The sequence below is a fragment of the Nonomuraea sp. NPDC049129 genome (assembly GCF_040648495.1).
In the GTDB taxonomy this organism is placed as follows: domain Bacteria; phylum Actinomycetota; class Actinomycetes; order Streptosporangiales; family Streptosporangiaceae; genus Nonomuraea.
The window spans coordinates 98,353-123,325 of record NZ_JBEZDU010000001.1; the positions used below are offsets into that span (position 1 = coordinate 98,353).

Annotated in this window: 22 protein-coding genes; 5 read left to right on the forward strand and 17 right to left on the reverse strand. The window is 70.0% G+C overall.

Annotation, left to right across the window (positions count from 1 at the left end; genetic code table 11):
* Window positions 1-152: 152 nt before the first annotated feature.
* Both AB0B64_RS00440 and AB0B64_RS00445 read right to left on the reverse strand, forming a co-directional pair.
* Window positions 153-806: a response regulator transcription factor gene (locus AB0B64_RS00440; RefSeq protein ID WP_358173416.1), complete on the reverse strand. Its 654-nt coding sequence runs from the start codon at window positions 804-806 to the stop codon at window positions 153-155.
* Window positions 803-3,034, reverse strand: coding sequence for a histidine kinase (locus tag AB0B64_RS00445; protein WP_358173419.1), 2,232 nt, complete (start codon window positions 3,032-3,034; stop codon window positions 803-805). Before AB0B64_RS00445 ends, AB0B64_RS00440 begins: the two co-directional genes overlap by 4 nt.
* A 24-nt stretch (window positions 3,035-3,058) precedes the next feature.
* On the opposite strand from AB0B64_RS00445, the gene AB0B64_RS00450 reads away from it, so the two are divergent.
* The 3 genes from AB0B64_RS00450 to AB0B64_RS00460 all read left to right on the forward strand — a co-directional run bounded on the left by AB0B64_RS00450 (window position 3,059) and on the right by AB0B64_RS00460 (window position 5,169).
* Window positions 3,059-3,328, forward strand: a complete 270-nt coding sequence (locus AB0B64_RS00450) for a hypothetical protein (RefSeq protein WP_358173422.1) — start codon at window positions 3,059-3,061, stop codon at window positions 3,326-3,328.
* Between the two features lie 100 nt (window positions 3,329-3,428).
* Entirely contained in the window at window positions 3,429-4,463 is a 1,035-nt protein-coding gene (locus AB0B64_RS00455; RefSeq protein WP_357952443.1) for an LLM class flavin-dependent oxidoreductase, read from the forward strand.
* Between the two features lie 46 nt (window positions 4,464-4,509).
* Window positions 4,510-5,169 carry an alpha-ketoglutarate-dependent dioxygenase AlkB gene (locus AB0B64_RS00460; protein ID WP_357952442.1) on the forward strand — a complete coding sequence of 220 codons (660 nt, stop codon included), beginning with the start codon at window positions 4,510-4,512 and terminating at the stop codon, window positions 5,167-5,169.
* Here AB0B64_RS00460 and AB0B64_RS00465 read toward each other — a convergent pair.
* From AB0B64_RS00465 to AB0B64_RS00515, 11 genes are all read right to left on the reverse strand, one after another.
* Entirely contained in the window at window positions 5,150-6,205 is a 1,056-nt protein-coding gene (locus AB0B64_RS00465; RefSeq protein ID WP_358173424.1) for a glutathione S-transferase C-terminal domain-containing protein, read from the reverse strand. The two genes, AB0B64_RS00460 and AB0B64_RS00465, sit on opposite strands and share 20 nt — an antisense overlap.
* A gap of 75 nt (window positions 6,206-6,280) precedes the next feature.
* Window positions 6,281-7,477 (reverse strand): LLM class flavin-dependent oxidoreductase, encoded by a 1,197-nt coding sequence (locus AB0B64_RS00470; protein WP_358173427.1) that lies wholly within the window; start codon window positions 7,475-7,477, stop codon window positions 6,281-6,283.
* 1 nt (window position 7,478) lies between these two features.
* Window positions 7,479-8,510, reverse strand: a complete 1,032-nt coding sequence (locus AB0B64_RS00475; RefSeq protein WP_357952439.1) for an aldo/keto reductase — start codon at window positions 8,508-8,510, stop codon at window positions 7,479-7,481.
* Window positions 8,507-9,553, reverse strand: a complete 1,047-nt coding sequence (locus AB0B64_RS00480) for an aldo/keto reductase (protein ID WP_357952438.1) — start codon at window positions 9,551-9,553, stop codon at window positions 8,507-8,509. Before AB0B64_RS00480 ends, AB0B64_RS00475 begins: the two co-directional genes overlap by 4 nt.
* An 86-nt stretch (window positions 9,554-9,639) precedes the next feature.
* Window positions 9,640-10,935 carry an acyl-CoA dehydrogenase family protein gene (locus AB0B64_RS00485; RefSeq protein ID WP_357952437.1) on the reverse strand — a complete coding sequence of 432 codons (1,296 nt, stop codon included), beginning with the start codon at window positions 10,933-10,935 and terminating at the stop codon, window positions 9,640-9,642.
* A complete protein-coding gene (locus AB0B64_RS00490) occupies window positions 10,932-11,894 on the reverse strand; it encodes an LLM class flavin-dependent oxidoreductase (protein ID WP_357952436.1) in 963 nt (320 codons plus the stop codon). The genes AB0B64_RS00485 and AB0B64_RS00490 overlap by 4 nt, the downstream gene beginning before the upstream one ends.
* Window positions 11,895-11,923: 29 nt before the next feature.
* Window positions 11,924-13,159: an LLM class flavin-dependent oxidoreductase gene (locus AB0B64_RS00495; protein ID WP_358173431.1), complete on the reverse strand. Its 1,236-nt coding sequence runs from the start codon at window positions 13,157-13,159 to the stop codon at window positions 11,924-11,926.
* 21 nt (window positions 13,160-13,180) lie between these two features.
* Window positions 13,181-14,860, reverse strand: coding sequence for an ABC transporter ATP-binding protein (locus tag AB0B64_RS00500; protein ID WP_358173434.1), 1,680 nt, complete (start codon window positions 14,858-14,860; stop codon window positions 13,181-13,183).
* Window positions 14,857-15,711 (reverse strand): ABC transporter permease, encoded by an 855-nt coding sequence (locus AB0B64_RS00505; RefSeq protein WP_357952432.1) that lies wholly within the window; start codon window positions 15,709-15,711, stop codon window positions 14,857-14,859. Before AB0B64_RS00505 ends, AB0B64_RS00500 begins: the two co-directional genes overlap by 4 nt.
* Window positions 15,712-15,721: 10 nt before the next feature.
* The gene (locus tag AB0B64_RS00510; RefSeq protein ID WP_357952431.1) at window positions 15,722-16,690 is read right to left on the reverse strand and encodes an ABC transporter permease; all 969 of its coding nucleotides are present in this window, start codon (window positions 16,688-16,690) and stop codon (window positions 15,722-15,724) included.
* On the reverse strand, window positions 16,669-18,384 hold the full coding sequence (locus AB0B64_RS00515; RefSeq protein ID WP_357952430.1) for an ABC transporter substrate-binding protein: 1,716 nt from the start codon (window positions 18,382-18,384) through the stop codon (window positions 16,669-16,671). Before AB0B64_RS00515 ends, AB0B64_RS00510 begins: the two co-directional genes overlap by 22 nt.
* A gap of 191 nt (window positions 18,385-18,575) precedes the next feature.
* Between AB0B64_RS00515 and AB0B64_RS00520 the strand changes: the two genes are divergently transcribed.
* The gene (locus tag AB0B64_RS00520; RefSeq protein ID WP_358173437.1) at window positions 18,576-19,646 is read left to right on the forward strand and encodes an LLM class flavin-dependent oxidoreductase; all 1,071 of its coding nucleotides are present in this window, start codon (window positions 18,576-18,578) and stop codon (window positions 19,644-19,646) included.
* Here AB0B64_RS00520 and AB0B64_RS00525 read toward each other — a convergent pair.
* Genes AB0B64_RS00525 through AB0B64_RS00535 form a run of 3 tightly spaced genes read right to left on the reverse strand, consistent with a single transcriptional unit; the run spans window position 19,591 to window position 22,174 of the window.
* Window positions 19,591-20,322 carry an ABC transporter ATP-binding protein gene (locus tag AB0B64_RS00525; RefSeq protein WP_357952428.1) on the reverse strand — a complete coding sequence of 244 codons (732 nt, stop codon included), beginning with the start codon at window positions 20,320-20,322 and terminating at the stop codon, window positions 19,591-19,593. The genes AB0B64_RS00520 and AB0B64_RS00525 overlap by 56 nt on opposite strands.
* Entirely contained in the window at window positions 20,298-21,122 is an 825-nt protein-coding gene (locus AB0B64_RS00530; protein WP_357952427.1) for an ABC transporter permease, read from the reverse strand. Before AB0B64_RS00530 ends, AB0B64_RS00525 begins: the two co-directional genes overlap by 25 nt.
* Window positions 21,122-22,174, reverse strand: a complete 1,053-nt coding sequence (locus AB0B64_RS00535; protein WP_357952426.1) for an ABC transporter substrate-binding protein — start codon at window positions 22,172-22,174, stop codon at window positions 21,122-21,124. Before AB0B64_RS00535 ends, AB0B64_RS00530 begins: the two co-directional genes overlap by 1 nt.
* Window positions 22,175-22,464: 290 nt before the next feature.
* Here AB0B64_RS00535 and AB0B64_RS00540 point away from each other — a divergent pair, with 290 nt between their 5' ends.
* Window positions 22,465-23,412, forward strand: coding sequence for a TauD/TfdA family dioxygenase (locus AB0B64_RS00540; protein ID WP_357952424.1), 948 nt, complete (start codon window positions 22,465-22,467; stop codon window positions 23,410-23,412).
* A 340-nt stretch (window positions 23,413-23,752) separates the two neighbouring features.
* On the opposite strand, the gene AB0B64_RS00545 is transcribed toward AB0B64_RS00540, so the two are convergent.
* The gene (locus tag AB0B64_RS00545; protein ID WP_357952423.1) at window positions 23,753-24,745 is read right to left on the reverse strand and encodes a hypothetical protein; all 993 of its coding nucleotides are present in this window, start codon (window positions 24,743-24,745) and stop codon (window positions 23,753-23,755) included.
* Between the last annotated feature and the right edge of the window lie 228 nt (window positions 24,746-24,973).

Here is a 24,973-nt window from a genome sequence, read left to right on the forward strand (position 1 = left end):
AGAGGCCGCTCCCTGGCCCTTCAGAACCGTTTTTCACCTGCCGGAACCCCGCTTCCCGGCGGATGCCGACCCCGCTTCCCGGCGGATGCCGCCCAGGCTTCCGAGCAGGTGGTTCAGACGGCTCCCGGCCGTAGTGGGACCCGCCTCCCGGGTCAGACGACCCCCGGCCGTACCAGGCCCGTCTCGTAGGCCACGATCGTGGCCTGAACCCGGTCGCGCACGCCGAGCTTGCCGAGTACGGCGGCGACGTGGTCCTTCACGGTCGCGGGGCTGAGGCCGAGCGCGAGCGCGACTTCGGCGTTGGTCAGGCCGCGCGCCACCCGCAGGAGCACCTCCGTCTCGCGGGGGGTGAGAACGGACAGCCGCCCGGCGTCGGCCGGACCCGGGCTGGTGGCGAAATGGTCGATCAGCCGCCGGGTCACGACCGGATCCAGCAGCGCGTCGCCTCCCGCGGCCACGCGTACCGCGTCGATCACCCGCTCGGGGTCGGTGTCCTTCAGCAGGAATCCGGCGGCACCGGCGCGCAAGGCCGCGAACACATAGTCGTCGAGATTGAACGTGGTCAGGACGACGACCCGCGTCGCCGGGACCTCGGCGGTGATCCTGGTGGTGGCGGCCAGTCCGTTCATGCCCGGCATCCGGATGTCCATGAGAGCGACGTCGGGTCGGAGCGAGGTCACGAGGGCCACGGCCGCTTCCCCGTCGGCCGCCTGGCCGACCACGGTCAGGTCTGGCTCGGCGTCCAGGAAGGCGCTGATCCCCGCCCGGACCACGGCCTGGTCGTCGGCGACCACCACTCTGATCATGTGGGGGACACCTCCGGCAGCCACACTCGTGCCGAGCCGTCGTCGGCGACGATGAGCGTACCGTCCGCGGCGTCGACCAGCGCGCGCAGTCGCCCCCCGCTCGTCGGTGACTGACCGGACACCGTGACGCCCCCGTCGAGGAAGGTCACGGCGACGGCCGCGCCCTCGGCGAGCAGTTCCCTCGCGACCTGATAGGCGGTGACCTCGACGGCCGGATGCAGCGGCCTGCGGAGCCCGACGTAGCGGGCCGCGCCACCGCGTCGCGCGGTCAGGACGGCGATGCCGCTCACCGTGTGCGGCGGCTCGCCGCCATCGTCCCGCTCCTGCTCCATGAGCTCCCGCAGAGCGGTCAATCCGGCTCGGGCTTCGGCGAGCACGACGTCCAACCGCCCCGCCTCGGCTCCGTCGACCACCCGCTGCGCGTGCCGACGTGCCGTACTACGCAACCCACCGACGATTCGCCGCCGCTCGGCCGCCGCCGCCACGGCCGCCACGCGTTCGAGCAGGTCCCGCTCCCGCGTGACCGCCGTCCCGCGCCGTCTGCGGCGCGCCGCGACGAACCTCCCCAAGCCCCAGGCCGCCACAGCCGGTACGGCCAGCATGGCAGTCAGCACCAGCCACGCGGCCGGCCGATCGCCCGTGATGCCGTCCCCGCTGACGAGTGCCAAGCCGCCGACCCCGGCCATCACGATCGGCGCGGGCCAGTCCCGGGACTGTGTACGGGCGCCGATCGCGTACAGCAGCGCCAGCTCCATCCAGCAGCACCACAGGAACATGTCGCTGACCGGCGGCCCCGCCCACCCTGCCAGGTCGAGACACAGCCAGACCAGGACGGAGGCCAGCGTGACCGCCAGGCCGCGGCGGGACGCGTTCGTCCTCCACCCCAGGGGCAGCGCGTGCAGGGCGAACAGCAGCGCCAGCAGCAGGCCGGGGAGGGGCGTGGCGAAGGGGTCGAGGTCATCGCCGGGCAGCAGGTTCGCGCCCAGCGTCAGCGCGATCGCCAGGACGACCAGCGCTCCGTCGAGCGCCCTGGGCCCCCGCCAATCGGCCATCCGCCTCGCCCTGGCCATGACCGGCTCATCTGTCGCCGCATCTGCCGCCGCCTTCATGCGACGTCTCAGCCGTGGTCGCACATAGCTCACTCGTCGCGTAGGAACAGACGGGTCCAGGGGTACATCGGCCCGCACCTCCCAGCCGCTGTCCTTGAGCCCTGCCGAGAACGTGCCGCCGACGGAATGCACGGCGGAGCGCAGTCCGGCCAGCCCGTTGCCCGTCCCGAGGTCCGAGGCCGCCGCGTCACCACCCTCGTCGGTGACCGTGACGACCAGGTGTCCGGCCAGGATGTCGAGCCGAACCCGGGAAGCACCCGCGGCATATCGGGTCGCGTTCGTCAGCGCCTCGCGGACCACCCGGTAGGCGATGGAGATGACTTCCGGAGGCGCGCCAACGGCGGTGCGCCGATAGTCGAGGCCGATGTGCTCGGCGACGAGTACGTCGATGTCCTCCATGGTCATGGGTTCGACGGCAGCCATGGGTTCGACGGCCTCGCCAAGGCGATCGAGCTCCGTCGCGGCCCGATGCCCGGTCCCGGCGAGACGGTCCAGCTCCATCACAGCCTGGCGCCCGGCCTCGGCGGCGTGCCGGGTGGCGGCGGCGGCGAGTTCGGGATCGGTGAGCCGCGTGGCGGTGGCGGCCGACACCACGATGCCGGTGAGCCGATGCGCGGCCACGTCATGCAATTCCGCGATCAGCCGCCGCCGTTCCGCATCGGCGGCGAGGCGAGGCACCGACGCCGAGCCCGCGTGGTAGGCCGAGACAGCCGATCGGCCGGCTCCCCTCCGCCGTCGAGACCTCCCCATGACCCAGACCACCGCCGCCATGGCGGCCGCCTGGAACGCGACCCCGGCAACGATCTTCGCCCCTGCGCCGGCAGCGAGCGTCAGCGCGGCACCGACCAGCGTTACGGCGCAGGCTCCGACCGCGGCGACACCAGCCGTGCGATGCAGGGACAGCGCGTAGAGCGCCACCATCACGGTGACCATCCCTGACAGGACGCCACCGCCACCTGCGCTGATGCTCAATACCGCTGCCGCGAGCGTGCCCCCGAAGGCCCACACCGGCGTGATCCGGCGAAAGACGAGGGCGACGCAGGCGGCTCCCGAGCCCAGCATCGCGTACGTGGTCGCGAGAGGACTGTCCGCCGCGAGCGGCGACCCCGGCTCAGCCACCCACGTGAGCGCCGCCGGTAAGCGATGCGACACCGTCAGCGCTATCAGCGCGACGGCCAGGATCCCCGGCAGCAGCACATCTCGCCACCCCGGCCGACCATCTCCCACAACGGCCCAGCCTACGATCTCGGCCGGCCCGAGGCGGCGGGCAGGCCGGCGCGAGGCAGCGCCTACGAGAAGAAGAGCGGCGCGTCACTGACCGTCGCCTCCACCGGAAACCTGGTCAGGAACGTGCCCAAGCCCCTGGTCAAGGTGCCGAATGACGCCACGGTCAAGGTGGACGCGGGCCTCTGACCTCGCCCGGAGCGGCCCGCGATCGGCGACCCGGTGACGCGGACGCGCTGAGCCCGCGACTATTCTCCGCTGCCAGGAATGACGAGGAGGAGGAACCACCGTGCCGCTACCCACGCAACCGCTGCGCAAGCTGGGTTTCCTGACGATCGGGCTGTTCGACGGTGACGACCCGCGCCCCGGCCACGAGTCGACGCTGCGGATCATCGAGCTGGGCGAGCGGCTGGGCTTCGACAGCGCGTGGGTGCGCCACCGTCACCTCCAGTACGGCATCTCCTCCCCCGTCGCCGTCCTGGCGGCGGCCTCCCAGCGCACCACCCGCATCGAGCTGGGCACCGCGGTCATCCCCCTCGGCTGGGAGAACCCGCTGCGGCTCGCCGAAGACCTGGCCACGGTGGACATCCTGTCCGGCGGCCGGCTCAACCCGGGCGTCAGCGTCGGCCCGCCGCTCCACTACGACCAGGTCAAGGACGCGCTCCATCCCGGCACCGCCGACCAGGAGGACTTCAGTTACGAACGGGTGCGGCGGCTGCTGTCCTTCGTCCGCGGCGAGCCGGCCACCGACTTCAGCGGCGTCGAGGGCTTCGAGGTCTTCTCCGATCGGGTCCAGCCCCACGCGCCCGGCCTGGGCGCCCGCATGTGGTACGGCGGCGCCAGCCTCCGCTCGGCCGCCTGGGCGGGCGAGCACGCCATGAACTTCCTGACCAGCAGCGTCGTCAAGGCGGAGGAGTCGGCGGACTTCGCCGAGATCCAGCTCTCCCACGTACGGGCGTTCCGCGCGCGGCACCCCGAGGGCGAGCGGGCCCGCGTCTCCCAGGGCCTGGTCGTCATCCCCACGGACACGGCCACGCCGGAGCAGCGAGCCAGGTATCAGGCGTACGCCGACAAGCGCACGCCCCGCACCACCACGCCGCAGGGACCGGCCCGCATGATGTTCGCACCCGACCTCGTGGGCAGTTCCGCCGAGATCGCCGAGCGGCTGTACGCGCACGCCGCCTTCCGGGAGATCGACGAGGTGGCGTTCGCGCTGCCGTTCACCTTCGAGCACGACGATTACGTGCAGATCCTCACCGACATGGCCACGAAGCTGGGCCCCGAACTCGGCTGGCGGCCCGCCATGGACCGCGGCCCGCAGTGAGGCTTGGCCTGATACGAACGCCGCAAAACAGCACAGTCTGACAGTCGTGCTGGCTACTGTTTTCGGCATGCCGGAGTCTTTAGAACAACTGTCCTTTGACGCTGGTGACGGCCTCCCGCCGGCATCTCGCGATGAGATGGTGCCGGGATTGCGCTACATCGCCGACTGGCTTACTCCCGACGCCTGCGCGTCGTTGCTTTCATTCATCGACGCCGCCGAGTGGTCGGCACAACTGCGACGACGAGTGCAACACTACGGCCATCGCTACGACTACGGCCGTCGAAGTGTGGCGAGGAATCCCCTTGTTCCCGCCGCTCCACCGATTCCGGCATGGGCACAACAGCAGGCCATGCGCCTGGTCCGCGAAGGAATCATGGAAAGCGAAGCGAACCAAGTGATCATCAACGAGTATCAGCCGGGACAGGGCATCAGCCCACACGTCGACTGCGTGCCCTGCTTTGGCCCGGTCGTCGCCGCGATCTCTCTGGGCTCCGCTTGTGTCATGGACTTCACCCATCCTGCGGACGGCACGAAGGCGGCGATATCTCTCGCCCCCGGCAGCCTGTGCGTCATGTCAGGACCTGCCCGATACACCTGGCGTCACAGCATTGCCGCACGCAAGAGCGACCCCACTGCGGCAGGCCGCATGCCACGCACGCGACGCGTGTCAGTAACCTTCCGCACGGTCAATGACCCAGCGCTGTAACCGGGCTCTCGGGCTCCTTTCGGCCAAGGCCCATGCCCGTCAAACGGCGCTGGACATCGAGGCTCTCCCTGCCGTGGGGTGAGTCCCAGGCGCCCTGGAACGGCTCCACGTCTATGCGCTTGACGCCCTCCGCGCGAGCGAAGGCGCTATGGCGGTAGGTGGCGAAGTCGGTGGTGTCGCGGAAGGCGGGGTGCTGGTAGAGGTCGCGGGCGTAGGCCCACAGGTGGGTGAAGTCGGTCAGCCCGCGCTCGCTGATGCGGGCGGCGGGGTTGTCGGCGAGGTCGAATCGGGCCAGGGTGACCCACAGCCGTACATCGGCCTCGGTGATGGCGTCACCGAGAAGGAAGCGGCGGTCGGCCAGGCGCTCGTCGAGGCGTTCGAGGGCGGCGACGGTCTCACCGCGTAGCTGCTCGTAGGTCTCCTGCGTGGCCGCCCCCGCGATCTTGGGGGCCGCGGTGTTGACGTCGCGCAGGATCTGCTCGTTGAGCTCGTCGATCTCGGCGCGGGACTCGGCGGGGTAGAGCCGGACAGATGGATCGGCCCATTCCTCGAACTCCGTGGCCAGGTCGAGGGTGATGTCGGGGTAGTGGTTGCTGACGATTCGGCCGGTCACGCGGTCCCAGAGAGTAGGGACCGAGATGTGGCCGGCGAAGCCGGGCTCGCTCGCCTCATACGCCTGGGCGAGCAGCGTGAAGCCATTGACGGGGTCGGGGCCGCGGCGCTCCCGAAAGGCCCAGCCGCGGGCGTCGCGCTCGTCGTCGACGTACGACAGCGACACTACGTCCTCAAGCCCCGCGAGCTTGCGGACGATGGCGGAGCGGTGCGCCCAGGGGCAGTGCCACGCGTTGTAGATGTGGTAGCGGCCGGGCGCTGCCGGGTAGCCGCTGGATCCGTCGGCGGTGATGCGCCCGTGGAAGGGGTAGAGCGCGCGAACGCCCTTGGGGGCGGCGTCGAGGCGGCCGGGACCGTAGGGGCCATGGACCTGGACGTCCGCAGGGGTGGCGTAGGCCGGAGTGTGCTGTGTGGGGCCGCTCATGGATAAGCCTCCAGGGTCGATCGCGCCGCTGCGTCAACAGGCCGGCATTTCATTAAATTCCTACCAACATTGCCGCTAAGCCACACCGTTCAGCGGGCCCGATGAGGTCCTTCGAGATGGCGCGGGCCGCCAGCCGAGCAGGGGTGCCAGCTCCTGAGCGCCGGCGGCGAGCAGCCGGACATGCTCGTCGAAGTCAGGCACGCCGGGGGCGAAGCTCACCAGCAGGTCGGTGATCTGCCGCAGTGCGGGATCGTCCGCCAGCTCGGCGGCCAGCTCCTGCGATGGGCCGAGCAGGGCGCGGTCGGCCTCCAGGTACTCCTCGACGCTGAGGCCCGCGACGTCGCGCCGAGAGGACAGCCAGCTCTGCCAGCGGCGAGCCCCGGGCGTGACCAGCCGGATGGCCTCCGCTCGGTCGGGGTGGGGATAGATGGCCCGGGAGACCTGCACCCGGGGCTGACGGGCCGCCGCGCGGTAGGCCGCGATCCACTCGGCCTGCTGCCGCTGTGCCTCGCGTACAGTGCTGCCCCGCCAGCCGGTGGCGCGGGAGAGCTGCAGCCCGTCACCGACGCGACCGGCGGCGGCCGCTGCCGCATGAGCCAGCTCCGGGTCGCCGGTGGTCGCCTGCCACAGCCGTCGCCGCACACCGGCCCCGGGCGGGTGGAGCGCCTCGCCGAGGCTGTTGAGAGCGACACCCTCCAGCACCTCGTGGAGCCGCGCGACCGAGGCGTCGAAGAGCCGGTGCCTGTCGGCCAGGTCCTTGCCGAACGCCTCCCACGCTCCCGGGAAGGGACCCGAGCCCACCCCGAGCTCGAGCCGGCCGCCGCTGAGCTCGTCGAGCGTGGCCGCGTCCTCGGCGACCTTGAGGGGATCCTCCAGCGGGAGCACCAGCACGCCGGTCCCCAGCCGGATCCGGGTGGTGCGCTCGGCGATCGCGGCGAGCATGACCAGCGGCGCGGAGACGTGCTCATTGCCCTGCCGGAAGTGCCGGTGGATGACCCAGCCGGAGTCGTAGCCCAGTTCTTCGGCGGCCACGAACAGGTCGATCGCCTCCCGGTAGGCCCGCGCCGGCGGCAGGTCACTGTCGAGGTGCAGCAGGAAGCCCAGGCGGAACGGTCGGCCGTCCTCGACGCCGGCCCCTATCGACCCTGTCGTCTCGGAGTCCTTGACCCCAAAGTCCCTGATCCCAAAGTCCCTGATCCCAAAGTCCCTGATCCCAAAGTCGCTGATCCCAAAGTCGCTGATCCCAAAGTCGCTGATCTCAAAGTTCGTCATCTCAGAGCCTCAGTCCGGTTCCGTGCACGCCGTGCTCGTCGATCAGCGTCAGCTCCTCCTCCGTCAGGGGCGGGAAATCGAGCCCTTTGACGTTGTGGTCCAGCTGCCACGTCGAGCTGGCCCCGATGAGCGCCGAGGTCACCTGCGGCTGCCGCAGCACCCACTGCAGCGCGAGTTGCGCCAGCGACTGGCCGCGTTGTTCGGCGATCCGGTTGAGCGCGGTGACCCGCTGCCGGTAGACGTCGTCGATGACGTCGGGCGACAGGAACGTGCTGCTCTGGGCGCGAGCACCGGCCGGGATGCCGTCGAGGTACTTGTTCGTGAGCAGGCCCTGCGCCAGCGGCGAGTAGACGATCAGGCCGAACCCGTCCTCGGCGGCCAGTTTGAGCAGGCCGTTGAGCTCGGGCCGACGGTCGAAGATCGAATACCGCGGCTGGTGCGCCAGCAGCGGCACCCCCTCCCGACGCAGCAGCTCGGCCGCCTCGTGTGCCCGCTCGGGTGCGTAGTTGGACAGACCCACGTAGAGCGCCTTGCCCTGCCGCACCGCGCTGACGAGAGCGCCGACGGTCTCCTCCAGCGGCGTGGTCAGGTCGGGGCTGTGGCTGTAGAAGATGTCGACGTAGTCGGTACCGAGGTCGCGCAGGCTGTGCTCCAGCGAGGTGAGCAGCGACTTGCGCGAGCCGCCCTTGTGGTACGGGCTGGGGCCGATGGGGTTGCCGGCCTTGGTGGAAAGAAGGATTTCGTCCCGGTACGGGGCCAGGTCGCGCTTGAGCACCTTCCCGAAGAGCTGCTGCGCGGCGCGGTGCGGAGGGCCGTACCGGTCGGCGTTGTCGAAGTGGGTGATGCCCAGGTCGAAGGCGTGCAGCACGATCTCGCGCTGGGTCTCGTACGGGTGGTCGGTGCCGAACTTCTGCCACAGGCCGAAGGAGACGGCTGGCAGGTCGAGACCGGAGTTTCCAGCCCGCCGATACTCCAGGTTCTTGTAGCGATCTTCGGCCGCCGCGTAGGTCTGCTCAAAAGTTCCGTAGGTCATGACTGAACGCTCTTCGTGAGGTCGCGGCGGAGCGCGGCCGGCTGGAGTGACGGAGTGTCACGGCCGGTGTCGCGCTCGACGAAATGGGTGCCCGGGTCGACGATCTCGTCGATGCGGTCGAGGATGTCCGCGCCGAGCTCGACGGTCGCCGCCTTGAGATAGCCCTCCAGGTGCTCGAACGTGCGCGGGCCGATGATCACGCTGCTGACGGCGGGGTGGTTGAGCGCGAACGCCAGGGCCAGGTCGACCAGCGTCAGCCCGCTGTCCTCCGCGAGCCGGGCCAGCGCGTCGGCGGCGGCCAGCTTGCGCCCGTTGCTGTCGAGGTCGATGTCGAACCGGCCGGGGATGAGCCCGGCGCGCGCCGACTCCGGCTGCTCGCCGCCGACGCGGTACTTTCCGGACAGCCAACCGGCGGCCAGCGGGCCGTAGCTCAGCACGCCGATGCCGTACTTCCGTGTGACGGGAAAGACCTCCCGTTCGGCACTGCGGACCAGGAGGGAGTACGGCAGTTGCTCGGTGTGCGGGGCGATCAACCCGTGCTTCTCGGCCAGCCAGTGCGCCTCGACGAGCTGGTGGGCCGGGAAGACCGAGGTGCCGTAGTAGCGGATCTTGCCCTGGCGGATCAGATCGTCGAGCGTCCGCAGCGTCTCCAGCAGATCAGTGTGCGGGTCCGGACGATGCGCCTGGTAGAGGTCGAGGTGGTCGGTGCCGAGCCGGCGCAGGCTGTCCTCCACGGCGCGGATGATCCAGCGCCGGGAGTTGCCGGCGTGCTGGGGGTTGTCACCGATCTGCCCGTGGAACTTGGTGGCCAGGAAGAGGTCGTCACGGCGGCCCTTGATCGCCTTGGCGACGATCTCCTCCGACACGCCCTGGGCGTAGACGTCGGCGGTGTCGACGGCCGTGATGCCGGCGTCGAGGGCGGCGTGGATGATCCTGACGCTCTCGCCTTCCTCCTGCCACCGGCCGAAGTTCATGGTGCCGAGGGTGAGGGGACTGAGCAGGACACCGGTGCGGCCCAGTATGCGGTCGACCTTGACGGTCATCGGATTCCTTTCAGTCGGCTGCTCCAGGAGCGGCCGGTCTTTCGGTCGGGGTTCTGGAAGAGGCTGCCGGTCTTCGGCCGGGCGTCCTAGAAGAGGCCGGTCGTGGGCGGAGCCTCGCCGGTCAGGTGATAAGCGCCCGCCACCGCGGCCTTCCACTGCCTGGGGTTGTGGTTGGCGACCGTGCGAGCGTTGCGCCAGTGCCGATCGAAGCCGAGCTCGCGGTTGGTGATGGAGCCTCCCGCGACGTCGAAGAGCAGTTCGGCGGCTCGCAGCGCGGACTCGATGGCGATCACACCGGTCTGCCCCACGGTGACCGCGGCCTCCGCACCGGCGCTACGCGCTTGCGCGCCGGTCAGGCCACGTACGCTCTCCAGCGCTTCGGCGGCGAGCAGCACCACCGACCGGGCGGCCTGGGCCCGTGCGGCGATCTCTCCCACGGTCTCGCGCACATACGGGTCCTCGACGCTCCTGTCCGCCGTACTGTGCTTGATCGGCCGGGCCTTCTCACGGGCGAACCAGATCGCGTCGTCGAGCGCCGCGGCGGCGATGCCCGCCTCGACCGCCGCCAGGTAGAGCTGGGCGAACGAGCCCAGCCACGGGTTGTCCAGCAGGGAGTTGTCGCGGGCTACGACCTCACTCTCGCGGACGCGCACGTTGACCAGCCGCGTGGTGCCGCTCGCGGTCAGCCGCTGGCCGATCGCGTCGAAGTCGTCGAGCCGCTGTACGCCCTGACGATCCACCGGCACCGTGAAGCCGAGCACGGTGCCGTCCTCCTTCTGGGCCAGGCCCGAGAACCACGAGGCGTACAGAGCGCCCGTCGAGTAGTACTTCTCGCCGTCGATGACGTACCCATCACCGTCACGCCGGATGGTGGTGTTGACGGACCCGTTGGCGCCGCCGGTGCGCTCGTTGGCGGTGCCGGCGAACAGGTCGCCGTCGCGCAGCCGCCGCAGGGTCAGCGCCCGGTGGGGCAGGTCGCGCCGGCTCGCCACCTGGTTGGCGGTGAGGAAGCTGCTGCGCAGCGCCTGCGCCACGTTGGAGTCGGCCCGGGCGATGGCGATGACCAGGTCGATCACGTCTCGCACCGAGCCGCCGGCGCCGCCGTCCTCCCTGGTGATGCCGACCAGCGTGATGCGGTGCTCGGCGAGCGCCCGGACGTCGTCGAACGCGTAGTCGCGGGCGAGCTCCCGCGCACGGGCTCCGGCGCGCAGGCGCCCCAGGATGGGTGCGACGGCCGCGCGAATGCCTTCGACGGTGTACCCGACTCCTGCTGGAGTCTCCGGCACGATGGAGTTCGGCACGATGGAGTTCGGCACGATGGAGTTCGGCACGGTCGGCCCCGGAACGATGGCGCCTTCGAGGCCGGCGCGCTCGGCGGTCATGCCGCCACCGCCGCGAGCTCGGGCAGGCCCAGTGCGGACCGCAGGGTGGAGTGCGCGGATGTGGGATGCGCGGAGCCGACGGCCGTCAGCCTCGGCACCAGCGCCCGCAGTGTGGTGAGCGCCGCCGCGGCGCCGCCTGTGAGCACCAGCTCGAATCCGTCCAGCCGGTGCTCCGCGGCCCAGGCGAGAAGGTCGGCCGGGTCGTCCAGGGCTGCCTCGACCCGGCCGAGCAGTGCGACGTCCTCCCGGGACCGGCCGGCTCCCCGCAACGCCTTCGCCAGCGCGGCGTCCGCACCGGCGGCACGCTCCCGATCCACCACGACGACGTCTGCCGACTCAGCGACCGCCGTCGCGTCGAGAACTCCCAGGTCGGCGACGACGACCGGGCGTCCTTGCACCGACGACGGCCCGTCCAGCGGCCCGGCGACCCGGTAGAAGGCGCCCTCGTGGCCGATCGGCTTGATCTGCGAATCCCGCACCACGATCCCGGCCTCCTGATCGCCGATCAGCGCTGTACGCGGGAAGGACTCCCACAACCGGGTCAGCACGTGGGCGTACTCCCTCCAGCGCCGGACGGGGTCGGACGCGCCGGGGTCAGGAGCGGTCGCCTCACTCACCTCATCGCCCCCGCCCGCCCGCAGCGCGACGCCGGCCCGGCCGCCGGTGGCCCGGTCGAGGGAGAGCACCCTGCGCGCGGCGTTGTACGGCGCGTTGTGGCTGGTCGGTACATCGGCGACATAACCGATGCCACTGTGGAGGCCGGCGAGGTAGGCGCCCACCACGGTCGGGTCGAGCGTGCGACCCGTGGCCCCATCATCAGCTGAACCGTCGGCGAGCCGGATCGCCGCGACCCCGAGCTCTTCGGCCACCGCCGCGATGACCACGGCGTCGGCGAGTGACACCAGCGCCGGGCCGGTCGGTGCCCCGACCGCGAGGGCGAGTTGGATGGTTGTGCTCATGAAAAGATCACCTTCGGTTGTGGAACAGGTCAGCGAGCCGCTTCAAGGGGACGGCCCTGGTAGGCCCCGGCCGGCGCCGTGGGCAGGCCGAGCCCGAGGTGGTCGCGGAGGGTCGTCCCGTCGTACTCGGTCCGGAACAGGCCACGACGCCGCAGCTCGGGAAGCACCTGCTCGGCGAAGTCGGCGAACCCCGACGGCAGCACGTCGGGCATCACGTTGAAGCCGTCCGCGGCCCCCTCGCGGTACCACCGCTCCATGTCGTCGGCGATCTGCTCCGGCGTGCCCACGACGATCCGGTGGCCACCGCCGCCGGACAGCTTCTTGAGCAACTGACCGAGTGTCGGCCGCTCCGTGTCGATGATCGCCTTGACGACCCGGTAGAAGGTCTGTGAACCACCGGCCTCGTCGGGATCGACGAGGAGCTCGGCCGGGATCGGCTCGTCATCGGGCAGCCCGTCGAGGGAGATCCCGAGCTGGGCGGCCAGCCGGCCGCGGGCATAGGCGTCGGGCAGGATCTCGTCCAGCAGTTCGCGCCGGGCCTTGGCCTCGGCCTCGGTGCCGCCTACGACGGTGGACAGTCCGGGCAGGACGACGATCTCGTCAGGGCGTCGCCCGAACTCGGCCGCGCCGGCGCGGATCTCGGTGCGGAACGCGCGGGCGTGGTCGAGATCCTGGTCGGCGGAGAAGATCACCTCACCGATCCGCGAGGCCAGCCGGCGGCCGTCGCTGGAGCCACCGGCCTGGACCACGACCGGTCTGCCCTGCGGGGAGACGAGCTCGGTCCGGCCCGCCCAGCCGGTGACGACCTGCTCGGTGAACTCGGCGGCGCGGCGGTAGCGTAGCGCCTGCTCGGGCTCGCCGGTCCGGCCGAAGTTGCGCGCCGCCACGGGCCCGGCGGTGGTCACCACGTTCCAGCCGAAGCGGCCCCCGCTGATGTGGTCGAGGTCGCCGAGCCGGCGCGCGAGCTCCACCGGGTCGTTGTAGGACGACGACAACGTCCCGATCAGCCCGATTCGCTCGGTCTGGGCGGCGATCCGCGCCAGTACCGTCGTAGGCTCCAGGTTGTTGGCAGTGCGGTGTCTGATGTTCGGGTCGAGCGACGGGCCGTCCGCCAGGAAGACCGCGTCGAGCTTGGCCTCCTCGGCTTTCCGCGCGATCGAGGTGTAGTGCTCGATCGTGTAGCTGGCGGTGCCGTCGGTGCCCGGGAACCGCCACGAGCCGCCGAAGACGCCCGCGTTGAGGATGTTGACGTTGATGTGCAGCACGATCTCTCCCTGACGTGCGACCTACCGTGCGACTTGACCTGCGACTTGATGCGCCACTTGATGCGCGCCTTGATGTGCGAGGGCGAGCCGGGCTCCCGGGATCGCCTCCAGCAGCTCCCGGGTGTACGGGTGCCGCGGTGCGTGGAACACCTGCTCGACGGGACCGGTCTCGACCACGGCGCCGTCCTTCATCACCGTGACGTCGTCGGCGATGAGGCGTACGACGCCGAGGTCGTGGGTGACGAACACGTAGCTGAGCCCGAACTCCGCCTGCAGATCGACCAGTAACCGCAGGATCTGGGCCTGGACCGACACGTCGAGCGCGCTCACCGCCTCGTCGAGTACGAGGATCTCGGGGTTGAGCGCGAGCGCCCGCGCGATCGCCACCCGCTGCCGCTGACCGCCGGACAGCTGGCTCGGGAGCCGATCCAGATAGCTCTCGTCCAGTGCCACCGCGTTCAGCAGCTCCACCACCCGGGCCGTCCGCTCCTGCCCGAAGGCGCGCAACGGCTCTGCGATGATCTTGCCCACCGTGAACCGCGGGTCGAGCGAGGTGAACGGGTTCTGGAACACGAACTGCAGGTCCCGGCGGAGCTCCCGCAGCTCCCTGTGGCGCAGGCCGGTCAGCTCCCGGTCGCCGACGTGCACTGTGCCGCTGTCGGCGGAGGTGAAGCGGACCAGGATGCTCGCCAGCGTGGACTTGCCCGCTCCCGACTCGCCGACGATGGCGTGCGTGGTGCCCTTGCGTACGACCAGGTCGGCGCCGTCCAGTGCGCGCAGCTCACGCCGCCCGCCCCGGCCGCGCAGGTGGTAGGTCTTGGTGAGCGCGTGTGCCCGCAGCGCCACCGGCGCGGCGTCGAGGACCGGCCGCGGGCCTGACCTCGGCTCCAGCCGACCGGCGTGCCGCGCGGGAGCCGCGTCGAGCAGCCGGCGGGTGTAGTCGTCGGTGGCGTGCTCCAGCACCTGGTGTACCGGGCCCTCCTCCACGATCTCGCCGTCGCGCATGACCAGGATCCGGTCGGAGCGGTCCAGCGCGACGCCGAGATCATGGGTGACCAGGAGAATGCCGATGCCGAGCTCCTCGCGCAGCCGTACCAGGTGGTCAAGGATGACCTTCTGGACGGTGACGTCGAGCGCGCTGGTGGGCTCGTCGGCCACGATGATCTTCGGCTGGCCCGCCAGCGCGATCGCGATGAGCGCCCGCTGCTTCATGCCGCCGCTGAGTTCGTGAGGGTACTGGTGGAACACCCGCTCGGCGTCCTTGAGGCCCGCGGTGCGCAGACTTTCCAGCGCGTGCTGAGCCGCGTCCCCGGCCGCGCGCTGGTTGAACCGGACCGCCTCGGTCACCTGCTTGCCGATCTTCTTGACCGGGTTGAGCGAGGTGTTGGGGTCTTGGGGGATGAAGCCCACATAGTTGCCCCGCACCCGCGCCATTCGCTGGTCGTTCCAGCCGGTGACCTCGACGCCCGAGTAGGCGATCGAGCCGGCGCGGATCCGCGCGGCGGCCGGCAGCAGGCCGAGCGCGCCCTGGACCAGCGTGGTCTTGCCCGAGCCGGACTCTCCCACGAGTGAGACGAACTCCCCCGGCTCCACATGGAGGCCGGCGCCGCGGACAGCGGGCGTCCACTGACGGTGCCCCGTCCGATAGTCGATCGCGAGGCCGGTGATCCGCAGCAGCGGGTCCTTGGACGGATCGGTCATCGGCGGTGTTCCTTCCGGTACGAGGTGCTGATGCGGTGGGTGGCGATGACGACGATCGCGAGCGCCACGCCGGGCAGGATCGACGCCCATGGGTGCACCGCGACGTAGTCGCGGCCCTCGGCCACCAGCAGGCCCCATTCCGGCTGCGGCGGAGGTGCGCCGTAGCCGAGGAAGCCGAGCGAGGCGACGGCGAGCACGGCCGTTCCGACCTCGAGCGCCGCCAGTGCGATCACCGAGCTGAGCGCATTGGGTACGACGTGCCGGAGCATCACGCCCAGCCGGCCGACCCCGAGGCCGTACGCCGCCTTGACGTAGTCCTGGGACACGACCGCGAGCACCTGCGCCCTCATCACCCGCGCGAACGACGCGATGGACGAGATGCCGACCGCCAGGGCGATATTCTGAGTGGAGTAGCCCAGGACCGAGACCACCACCATCGCGAGCAGCAGGCTGGGGATCGCCAGGAACACGTCGATCACCCGCATGATGGCGGTGTCGACACCCCCTCTGGCGAAGCCCGCGACCAGCCCGACCGCCGTGCCGACGCCGAAGGCGATGAGGACGGCCAGCAGGGTCGCGGTCAGGGTCGTATGCGCCCCGTACACACTGCGGGCGAACAGGTCCCGGCCCAGCCGGTCGGTGCCGAACCAGTGCTCCGCGCTCGGCGGTGCGAAGCTCGCGGCGGGGTCGCCGTCATAGGGACTGTACGAGGTGAACAGGCCAGGGACGACAGCCCAGCCGATCACGACCAGCACGATGATCCACGAGGCCACGAGGGCCGGCTGCCGCGCGAGCTCACCGAAACGCTGGATGGCGCCGGGCCGGCCGTTCGTGGCGAGTGCGACGGTCATGAGATCCTCCTCACGTGGCAGCCAGGGTGGCCCGCAGCCGCGGGTCCAGCAGGGGGTAGATCAGATCGACGGTCAGGTTGATCAACGCGAAGCCCGCCGCCACGAGCACGACGATCCCCTGCACCAGCGGGACGTCCAGCGTGTTGATCGCGGCCTGCGTCATCCGGCCGATGCCCTTGCGGGCGAAGACGGTCTCGGTGATGACCGACCCGGCGATCAGGTTGCCGAACGTGATGCCGGCGATGGTGAGCGCCGGCAGACTGGCGTTGCGGAAGACGTCGCGGATGATGATGCCGCCGCGTGTGGCGCCCTTCGCTCGGCTCGTCGTGACATACCCGGCGTGGAGTTCGGTCGCGAAGCTGCGGACGAGGAGCTGCGCGATCGGACCGGAGACCGGGACGGCCAGCGTGATCAGCGGCAGGACGACACTCTTCGCACCGCTGTCGCCGAAGGCCGGGAACCAGCCCAGCCGGAACGAGAAGATCTGCAGCACCAGGATTCCGGACAGGAAGACCGGCACCGAGACCGCGCCCGACGGCAGTGCCTCGACCAGGTTGCGCAACCATTCACGGCGGGTCGCGGTCGCGGCGAGCGCGATCACGAAGCCGATCAGCACCGCCAGCGCGAGGGCGCCGGACGCCAGGACGAGGGTGCTCGGGAGCGCGTCGAGGATCGTGGCGGTGACCGATCGCCCCGACTGCACCGAGTCGCCGAAGTCGCCGGTCAACGCGTGACCCAGCCGGGCGAGGTACTGCAGGAGCACCGGCCGGTCGAAGCCGTAGCTCGCCGCCACCTGCTCGCGGACCTCCGGTGGGATGCTGTTGATCTCGGCGGGGTCGAAGAGCAGGTCCGCCGGGTCGGCCGGCAGCACGAACAGCAGGACGAAGGTCAGGGTGAACGCGGCCCACACCACGAACAGGGCGCGACCGGCCTTCAGTACCAGGTAGCGGGCCATCGTCACTTCCCGTTGCTCTTCCACGCGTCCACGAAGTGGTTGCGTGACTGGGCGTCGAAGACGATCCCGTGGACGTAGGCGGCGTGGGCGATCACCTGCGCCGGGTTGTAGACCGGGTTGACCAGCGCGTACTTGTCGAGCAAGAGGTCCTGCGCCGCCTTGGCGTACTGCTTGCGCGTGGCCGGGTCGAGCGTGAGGTCGAGCTTGCCCACGGTCCGCGTGACCTCGTCCACGTCGATCCCCGAGGAGTCCTTCGTGAGGTAGGTGACGTTGCCGAGCAGCGGGCTGTACTGAAGGTTGAGGACCGCCGGGTCGTTACGCGAGCGGTTGGACGCGGTGACGTTCCAGTCGGTCTTCGCCTTGGCCAGGCCGGCCGTGTAGTCAGGGATCGGGACGACCGTGAGCCGCAGGTCGACCCCGATCTTCTTCAGGTCCTGCTGGATCGACTCGTATGCCGGCTTGTTCACCACCAGGTTGCTGATGCCGAGCAGCTTGACCACGAGCGGCTTGCCGTCCTTGACCCGGATCCCGTCCGGGCCCTCCTTCCAGCCGGCCTCCTCCAGGAGGCGCTTCGCCTTCTCTGGGTCGTACTTCAGGACCGAGCCGCTGTAGTCGGCGTACCCGGTGACCGACGGCTCCAGGACCGAGGTCGCGACGGAGTAGGAGTCGGTGAGCACCGTCTTCTTGATCGCCTCACGGTCCCAGCCGAGCTGGATCGCCTTGCGGACCGCGATGTCGCTGGTCGGGAACAGCTGGGAGTTGAAGTTGAACAGGATGGCAGTGCCTGAGACGGCCCGATGGATGATCGTGAAACCCTGGTCGGCCAGTGACTTCTCGTCCGTGGTGCCCACGTCCAGGGTGGCGTCGATCGCGCCGGAGGCCAGCGAGCCGGTCCGGACGCTGGCCTCCGGAATCGTGTTGAACACGATCTTGTCCAGGTACGCCTCACTCTTGTGCCCGAGCGACGGCGGGGACCAGTTGTAGCCCTTGCGCTTGACCAGGACGGTCTTGACCTGCGGTTCCCACGACTCGTACACGAACGGGCCGGTGCCGATCACCTTCTTCGGGTCGGTCCGCTCCTTCGCGCTCAGCCGCAGCGTCGAGAGCGACAGGAAGCCGGGCTGCGCGTTGGCGGTGAAGGAGGAGGCCTGCAGGAAGCTCGCGAGCGGCTGCTTGAACCGCACGACGGCGGTGTAGCGGTCGGGAGTCTTCGTCTCGATGTACCCGGACAGCAGGGCGGCGCCGTTGGGGTTGATGCCCAGCTTCTCGTCGCCGTGCACGTACTGGTCGAAGTTGGCCTTGACCACTTCGGCGTCGAACGGGGTGCCGTCGCTGAAGGTGACGTCCTCGCGCAGGTGGAAGGTGAACTCGGTCAGGTCCTTGTTGTACTCCCACGACCGCGCCAGCCACGGCGTGATCTCACCGGTCTTCGGGTCCTGCCAGGTCAGCTTGTCAGTGATGTTGTTGCCGATGAGCGACTCAGCGTAGTTGGTGCCCCATTGCGGGTCCGGGCTGCGCTGGTAGTCGATCAGCGCGAACTGCAGCGTGCCGCCGCCGACGGGTGCGTTGGCGGTGGCGTTGCCGCCGCCGGAGCCGTCGCCCCGGGTGAGGGCGAAGCCGGTGCCGGCGATGAGGAGGACGGCGACGACGGCGGCGATCCAGGGCCACTTCTTGCGTCCCGGCGCGGAGCGTTCGATGGAACTGCGAAGGTCGGACATGAGCTTTCCTCGTACTTGATGCTCGATGGGCAAAGGGTGCGAAAGCCGGTCAGCGCTGACACAGCGCGCCGGCGAAGAAAGCGAAGTCGATCTCGCGCCTGGAGTACCGAAGTGGCCTGAACACAATCTACACTTTACCTACATGAACAGTAGGTTTTTAGGTGATCTGGGTCACAGAAGGAGAGTCCCCGATGAGCGTCCACTTCCTCTGGTACATCCCGAACCAGGGCCGACCCGGGCACCGGGGCGACGACGTCGTCGCGAACCACAACAGCCTGGAGACCCTCACCGGCCAGGCGAAAGCCCTGGAGAAGCACGGGTGGGGCGGGGCGCTCATCGGCACCGGCTGGGGTCGGCCCGACACTTTCACGGTCGCCGCCGCCCTGGCCGCGCAGACGACGACGTTCCAGCCGCTGATCGCGATCCGGCCCGGTTACTGGCGGCCGGCCAACTTCGCCGCCGCCGCCGCGACCCTGGACCATCTCACCGAGGGCCGCGTGCTGGTCAACATCGTGTCGGGCAAGGACAACCTGGCGGCCTACGGTGACAGCGAAGGCGACCAGGCTCACCGCTACGCCCGTACGAAGGAGTTCATCCAGATCGTGCGCCGGCTGTGGACCGAGGAGAACGTCACCTACCAGGGCGAGCATTTCAGGGTCACCGATTCCACGGCGGTGCCGCGGCCGGTCGTCCGGGGCGAACGCACGCACCCCCGGCTCTACTTCGGCGGCGCCTCCGAAGCCGCGGAGAACGTGGCCGCCACCGAGGCCGACGTCCAGCTCTTCTGGGGCGAGCCCCTCGACGGCGTCGCCGCGCGGATCGAGCGGCTCAAGCGGCTCAGCGAGCGACTCGACCGCGAACACCCTCCGCTGGAGTTCGGGCTGCGGATCACCACCCTGGTACGCGACACCACCGAACAGGCCTGGGCCGACGCCGAGGCCAAGGTCGCGGAGATGGCGAAGGGGAGCATCTCCCGTGACCCCAACCGGCACGCCGCCGTCGGTCAGCAGCGCCTGCTCGACCTGGCCGCGCGGGGAGAGGTGCTCGACGACAACCTCTACACCGCCCCCGGCAAGTTCGGCGGCGGCGGCGCGGGCACCACCTGGCTGGTCGGCTCGGCCGAGGACGTGGCCAAGTCGCTGCGCAAATACCAGGCGCTCGGCATCACCCACTTCGTCCTGTCCGACACCCCCTATCTGCCGGAGATCAAACGGCAGGGTGAGCAACTCCTGCCGCTGCTCCGCGAACGGTCGACAAGGTAACGCCGAGCGTCCGCAGCAGCTCGGTCCGGAGTTCGGTGGCGCTCCTGCCCGCGTCGAGCCGCTGTTCGGCCGCGATCCTGCCCTGGTCCAGCACGAGAACGCGGTCGGCCAGCGCGATCGCCTCATCCACGTCGTGGGTGACGAGGAGGACGGCGGGGCGGTGCTGCTCGACCAGGCGGCGCAGCAGGCCGTGCATCTTGAGCCTGGTCAGAGCGTCGAGCGCGCCGAACGGTTCGTCGGCGAGCAGCAGCCGGGGCTCCCGTACGAGGGATCGCGCCAGTGCCACGCGCTGCTGCTCGCCCCCGGACAGCTCGTTCGGCCAGGCGCGTTCCCGCCCGGCCAGACCCACCTCCCGCAGGCTCTCCCTGCCCCTTTCCGCGGCGCCGTTCAGGCCGAGGATGACGTTGTCGAGCACCCGCTGCCAGGGCAGCAGCCTGGCGTCCTGGAAGACGACCGACACCTGCGCGGGCACCTCGACCAGCCCGTCCCCGGCCACGTCGCCGTCCAGCCCGGCCAGGGCGCGCAACAGCGTGCTCTTGCCGGATCCGCTCTGCCCCAGGAGGGCCACGAACTCCCCCAGCGCGATCTCCAGGTCCAGGCCGTCCAGGATGGTGCGGGCGCCGTAACGACGGGTCAGGGCCTGTACGCGGATCAGCTCGCCAACGTCCGTCGCCATGACAGTGCCCTCCTCTCCACCAGCCGGACCGCGGCGTCGGAGAAGAGCCCGAGCAGGCCGTACACGACGATGCCGACGAGGATGACGTCCGTCTGCCCGTACGTACGCGCCAGGTCCATCATGTAGCCGATGCCGCTGCTGGAGTTGACGAGCTCGGCCACGACCAGGAACAGCCAGGCCGTCGTGACCGCGAACCGCAGGCCGAGCAGGAATCCCGGCAGCGCGCCCGGCAGGACCACCTTCCGCACGAACGCGCCGCGCCCGAGATCGACCGTCTCGGCGAGCTCGACGTAACGACTGTCGATGCCGCGCAGCCCGTTGTGGGTGTGGATGTAGATGGGTACGAGCACGCCGACGGCGATGAGGGTCACCTTCATCCCCTCGCCGATGCCCAGCCACAGGACCAGCAGCGGCATCAGTGCGAGCGCGGGGATGGCCCGCTTGATCTGGATGGGCCCGTCGATCACCGCCTCGCCCCAGCGGTTCAGCCCGGACACCAGCGCGAGCAGCGTCCCGAGCGGCACGCCGATGGCCAGCCCGGCTCCGACGCGCTGGACCGACGCCAGCAGGTTGTCCTGGAGACGGCCGGTCTCGACCAGGTCGGCCGCCGTGGTGAGCACCATCCACGGCGCGGACAGGAACCGGGGATCCAGCCGGCCCGATGCCGAGGACGCCGCCCATAACGCGAGCAGGAGCACCGGCCCCACCAGGAACCCGAACTTGATCGGGCGGCCGGGCCGCAGGCGGCGCCGGTTCCTGGCGCGGGCGACCGTGGCGCGGCGGGAGGTGACGAGCGTCATCACGCACCGCCCTTGATCGCGTCCGCGCCGACCGCCTGGTAGCGCAGGTCGTAGAGGTCCTGGGCCTTCAGCGGTGGGTTCCCGGTCTCCTTGGCCAGGATGTCGATCGTCTCCTGGTGCCGGGCGATGGCCTGCGACCAGTCGGCGGGGATGTCGGGCTCGCCCGCCAGATCGACCAGGTACTGGCCGTCGGCGGCGGTGAGACCCTGGTCCTTCACGTAGTAGCCCTCGATCCACTCCTTTGGATGCTGGTAGACCCAGATCGAGGCCCTGGCCCACGCCGCGACGTACTCGCGGATCGCGGCGGCCTTGGCCGGGTCCCGCAGCGTGACCGTCCGCACGTACAGGTGGGCCGGATCGTCGCGCAGCCCGTGGCGGAGAGTCGTCGCGCCGTCCTTGCCGAACTTGGCCGCGTATCGCTTGATGTTGACGCCGCCGATCGGGGCCACGTCCACCTGCTTGGCGGCCAGGGCGTTGGGATAGACGTCGCCGGTGCTCGGCAGCTCGACCAGCGTGACGTTCGCTTTGGTGAGCCCTGCCTGCTTCAGCACTTTGAGCACCAGCGCGCCCTGCGCCTGGCCTGGACTGTAGGCGATCTTCTTGCCCCGCAGATCGGCGAGGGTCTTCACGCTCACGCCCGGCGCGATGCCCAGCTCGTACGTGGGATGCTTCAGCGGATCCTTGCGGAACTTCGAAGCCACGATCTTCACCGGCAGGCCGGTCCAGGTGGCGTGGATGGGCGGAATCTCCGCCACCGCGCCCACATCCAGCGCGCCGGCCCGGAACGCCTCGCTCGTCTGCGGGCCACCGCTGATGTTGGCCCACTCGATGTCGAACGAGAACTTGTCGATCTCACCGGACAACTGCAGCGCCACCTTCGTCTGCGGATCTCCGACGATCAGCTTGGTGCCCTTGGGGACGGAGTTCGGCAGCGGCGCGTCCGTCGCGAGCGCCGCCGCGGGTCGTTCCGGCTCGCCGCCCTGGGCACACCCGGTCAGCGCGACGAGCAGGAACGCGGCGAGCGCGGGTCTCAAGAGGGAGGAAACAGGCATACGACATGCCCTTCAGATGCGGAGGGATCAAGAGCCTGCTCTCACCATAAGCACGCCCTCAGGCTAAAGCAACATTCCCTACAGGTTATACATGAATTTCCGCATTCCCTATTGCATGTGTGGGGAATGTCGCGGAAGATCTGGGCTGTGAAGAGCAGTGAGCTTCTGGTGGCTCGCCTCCACGTCGATCTCAGGCGGCAGGCGAGCGCGCTCTGTGCCATGCGGTGACCTCAGGGTCCCGCACCCCCGTCTCCCCTTTTCACACTCCACGATCCGAGGAGCGCTTCAGCATGCCCATTCTCACGATCAAGCGCGTAGCCGGGTACATCGGTGCCGAGATCAGCGGCATCGACCTGGCCCACCCCCTGGACCCCTCCACAGTGGCGGAGATCCGTCAGGCACTGCTCGCCCACAAGGTCGTCTTCTTCCGCGGCCAGACCCTCGACCACGCCGGGCAGATCGCCTTCGCCCGCCAGTTCGGGGAGCTGACACACGCCCACCCGCACGAGGACGCCCCACCGGAGGACTTCCCGCAGATCCTCACCATCGATCCACGCCGCTACGAGGAGCGGTACGGCCCTGGATACCGCCAGCTCTCCCGCAAGCGTCGCTACTCCTACAACGCCGGCTGGCACACCGACGTCACCGCCGCCGTCAACCCGCCCGCCGCCTCGATCCTGCGGGCCGAGACCGTGCCGGAGTTCGGCGGCGACACCCAGTGGACCAACCTGGTCGCCGCGTACGAAGGCTTGTCCGAGCCGCTGCGGGCCTTCGTGGACGAACTACGCGCCGAGCACCGCTTCCTGGCCGGGTACCAGCCGGCCGAACAGGACGGCAAGCTCGTCAAGCGGATCAACGACAACCTGCTGGTGTCGGTACACCCGGTGGTGCGGGTGCACCCGGAGACGGGCGAGCGCGCGCTGTTCGTCAACCCGGGGTTCACCGATCACATCGTCGGCCTGTCCGCGCCGGAGAGCCGACGCGTCCTGGGCCTGCTCTATGAGCAGATCACCCGGCCTGAGTACACGGTCCGCTTCCGCTGGCAGCCGGGCAGCATCGCGTTCTGGGACAACCGGGCCACCGCCCACCTGGCCCCGTCGGACCTCGACCACCTCGACGTCCAGCGGACGCTGCACCGGGTCACACTGATCGGTGACCGCCCGGTCGGGCCGAGCGGCTTCGTCTCCGAGATCGTCGCCGGGCGGGAGTTCAGGGCCGAATCCCTCGTCATCGCCTGACGACCCGACAGGGCCGAATCCCTCGTCGTCGTCTGGCGACCCGAGAGCGTGCGGGCGGCGCCGGGGATCGACCGCCCGCACCCCCATTCGCGGGCAGGGACGCCTCAAGCCTTTCAGCGCACCGTTGAGACCAGGCCGGGTGGGCTTCGGCCAGCTCTCTTTCATGGCTGTATTCGGCCACCAGCACAGCCACGTCCTCAGGCAAGTCGAGAACTAACTCCACGCCGGGGGTATTCTCAGGCCACTCAGAAGATCGTGGAAAGCGCGCTCGTCTGAGTGGCGCGCCGGCGCATCACCCGCCGTCGACGTGGGCGCCCACGGGGCGCCCTCGCCTTCGTGATCAGTTGCCGCGAAGCACCGTCGTGGCCTTGTTACCGGCATAGTCCTCCAGGATGGCGACCACCTTGCTGGTGGCGCCGGACATGGTCACCGTCTCCGCGGCACGCGTGGTGCGGCCACGGATGATGTACGGCTTGGCACCCGAGCCGTACGTCGTCGTGAACGACTTCGCCTGGCCGTCCTCAAGGATGGTCAGGGTGTGCCAGTCCGGAAGCGTCGGCCGGGAGAACGTGAAGGTGTTCCCGTTGATCGCCACCGCCGAGGCCGGGTAGGGGCTGATCTCGGTGTCGGCGAACGTCCCGCGTACCCCGGTGACCGTGCCCGTTCCCGCCCGCAGGGTCAGGAGGTAGCCGTCGCCGTTGACGGGTACGCCGGTCAGCGTCGTGCTCGAGCTCGTTCCGGGGACTTGGACCTCCTTGGTGTACGGGTGGGCGGTGTCGAGGCTTTGGACCTTCAGCGTGATGGGCTGCCCGCTCGCCGGAGGCGTCCAGGTGGCCGTCAGCGTGCCGTCCGGCTTCGCCGACGCCTGCGCCTTGCCCGGTGCCGTGGACAGGTCGAACGACGTGGTCGCGGCCGGGCTCTCCGACCCGTCCGGGCCGACCGCCACCAGCTTGATCGTGCCCGACGTGGCCGTGAAGCGCTTGACGTAGTAGACGTCGTCGTAGGCGCCGCCGAGATAGGTGTCGTCCAGGTAGACGTCGTAGCGGCGTACCTTGTCGTAGGCGGAGCGCTTCCAGGACAGGAACAGTTCGCCGGTCGCGGGGAGCAGCTGGGTGATGCGCAGGTCCTGCGGCGCGGCGGGGGTGTGGTTCGTGCCGTCGCGCAGGGCCAGTGCGCCGAGGTTGACCTGGTATCCCGTGATGGGGCGGGCGCCGGCGGCGACGATCAGGCCGAGCGCGGCCACCTTCTGACCGGCGTACGCCGACAGGTCAGCCGACCGGGTCGTCCAGCCCGTGGTGCGCCGGCCCGAGCCGGCCAGCGGGACCTGGATCACCTTGGCCGGATCGGAGGCGAGGACCAGGCCGAGCCGGAGTTCGCCCCACTCCTGCTGATTGGACAGCCGGCCCTTGGTCCAGGTGGACAGGCCGTGGCCGGTGTTGAAGGAGGTGGCGAACGTGGTGCCGCCGATGACGGAGCGTTCGGCGACGTACTTGGAGATTCCCTTCCAGGTGCCCTCCGGCGTGGTGGTGCCGGCGGAGGAGCCGGTATCCGGCGACCCGCT

Coding starts and splice junctions, on each gene's coding strand:
- AB0B64_RS00440 (WP_358173416.1), bottom strand. CDS start 806: ATGATCAGAGTGGTGGTCGCCGACGACCAGGCCGTGGTCCGGGCGGGG.
- AB0B64_RS00450 (WP_358173422.1), top strand. CDS start 3,059: ATGCGACACCGTCAGCGCTATCAGCGCGACGGCCAGGATCCCCGGCAG.
- AB0B64_RS00465 (WP_358173424.1), bottom strand. CDS start 6,205: ATGAGCGGCCCCACACAGCACACTCCGGCCTACGCCACCCCTGCGGAC.
- AB0B64_RS00470 (WP_358173427.1), bottom strand. CDS start 7,477: ATGACGAACTTTGAGATCAGCGACTTTGGGATCAGCGACTTTGGGATC.
- AB0B64_RS00475 (WP_357952439.1), bottom strand. CDS start 8,510: ATGACCTACGGAACTTTTGAGCAGACCTACGCGGCGGCCGAAGATCGC.
- AB0B64_RS00480 (WP_357952438.1), bottom strand. CDS start 9,553: ATGACCGTCAAGGTCGACCGCATACTGGGCCGCACCGGTGTCCTGCTC.
- AB0B64_RS00485 (WP_357952437.1), bottom strand. CDS start 10,935: ATGACCGCCGAGCGCGCCGGCCTCGAAGGCGCCATCGTTCCGGGGCCG.
- AB0B64_RS00490 (WP_357952436.1), bottom strand. CDS start 11,894: ATGAGCACAACCATCCAACTCGCCCTCGCGGTCGGGGCACCGACCGGC.
- AB0B64_RS00500 (WP_358173434.1), bottom strand. CDS start 14,860: ATGACCGATCCGTCCAAGGACCCGCTGCTGCGGATCACCGGCCTCGCG.
- AB0B64_RS00505 (WP_357952432.1), bottom strand. CDS start 15,711: ATGACCGTCGCACTCGCCACGAACGGCCGGCCCGGCGCCATCCAGCGT.
- AB0B64_RS00515 (WP_357952430.1), bottom strand. CDS start 18,384: ATGTCCGACCTTCGCAGTTCCATCGAACGCTCCGCGCCGGGACGCAAG.
- AB0B64_RS00520 (WP_358173437.1), top strand. CDS start 18,576: ATGAGCGTCCACTTCCTCTGGTACATCCCGAACCAGGGCCGACCCGGG.
- AB0B64_RS00525 (WP_357952428.1), bottom strand. CDS start 20,322: ATGGCGACGGACGTTGGCGAGCTGATCCGCGTACAGGCCCTGACCCGT.
- AB0B64_RS00530 (WP_357952427.1), bottom strand. CDS start 21,122: ATGACGCTCGTCACCTCCCGCCGCGCCACGGTCGCCCGCGCCAGGAAC.
- AB0B64_RS00535 (WP_357952426.1), bottom strand. CDS start 22,174: ATGCCTGTTTCCTCCCTCTTGAGACCCGCGCTCGCCGCGTTCCTGCTC.
- AB0B64_RS00540 (WP_357952424.1), top strand. CDS start 22,465: ATGCCCATTCTCACGATCAAGCGCGTAGCCGGGTACATCGGTGCCGAG.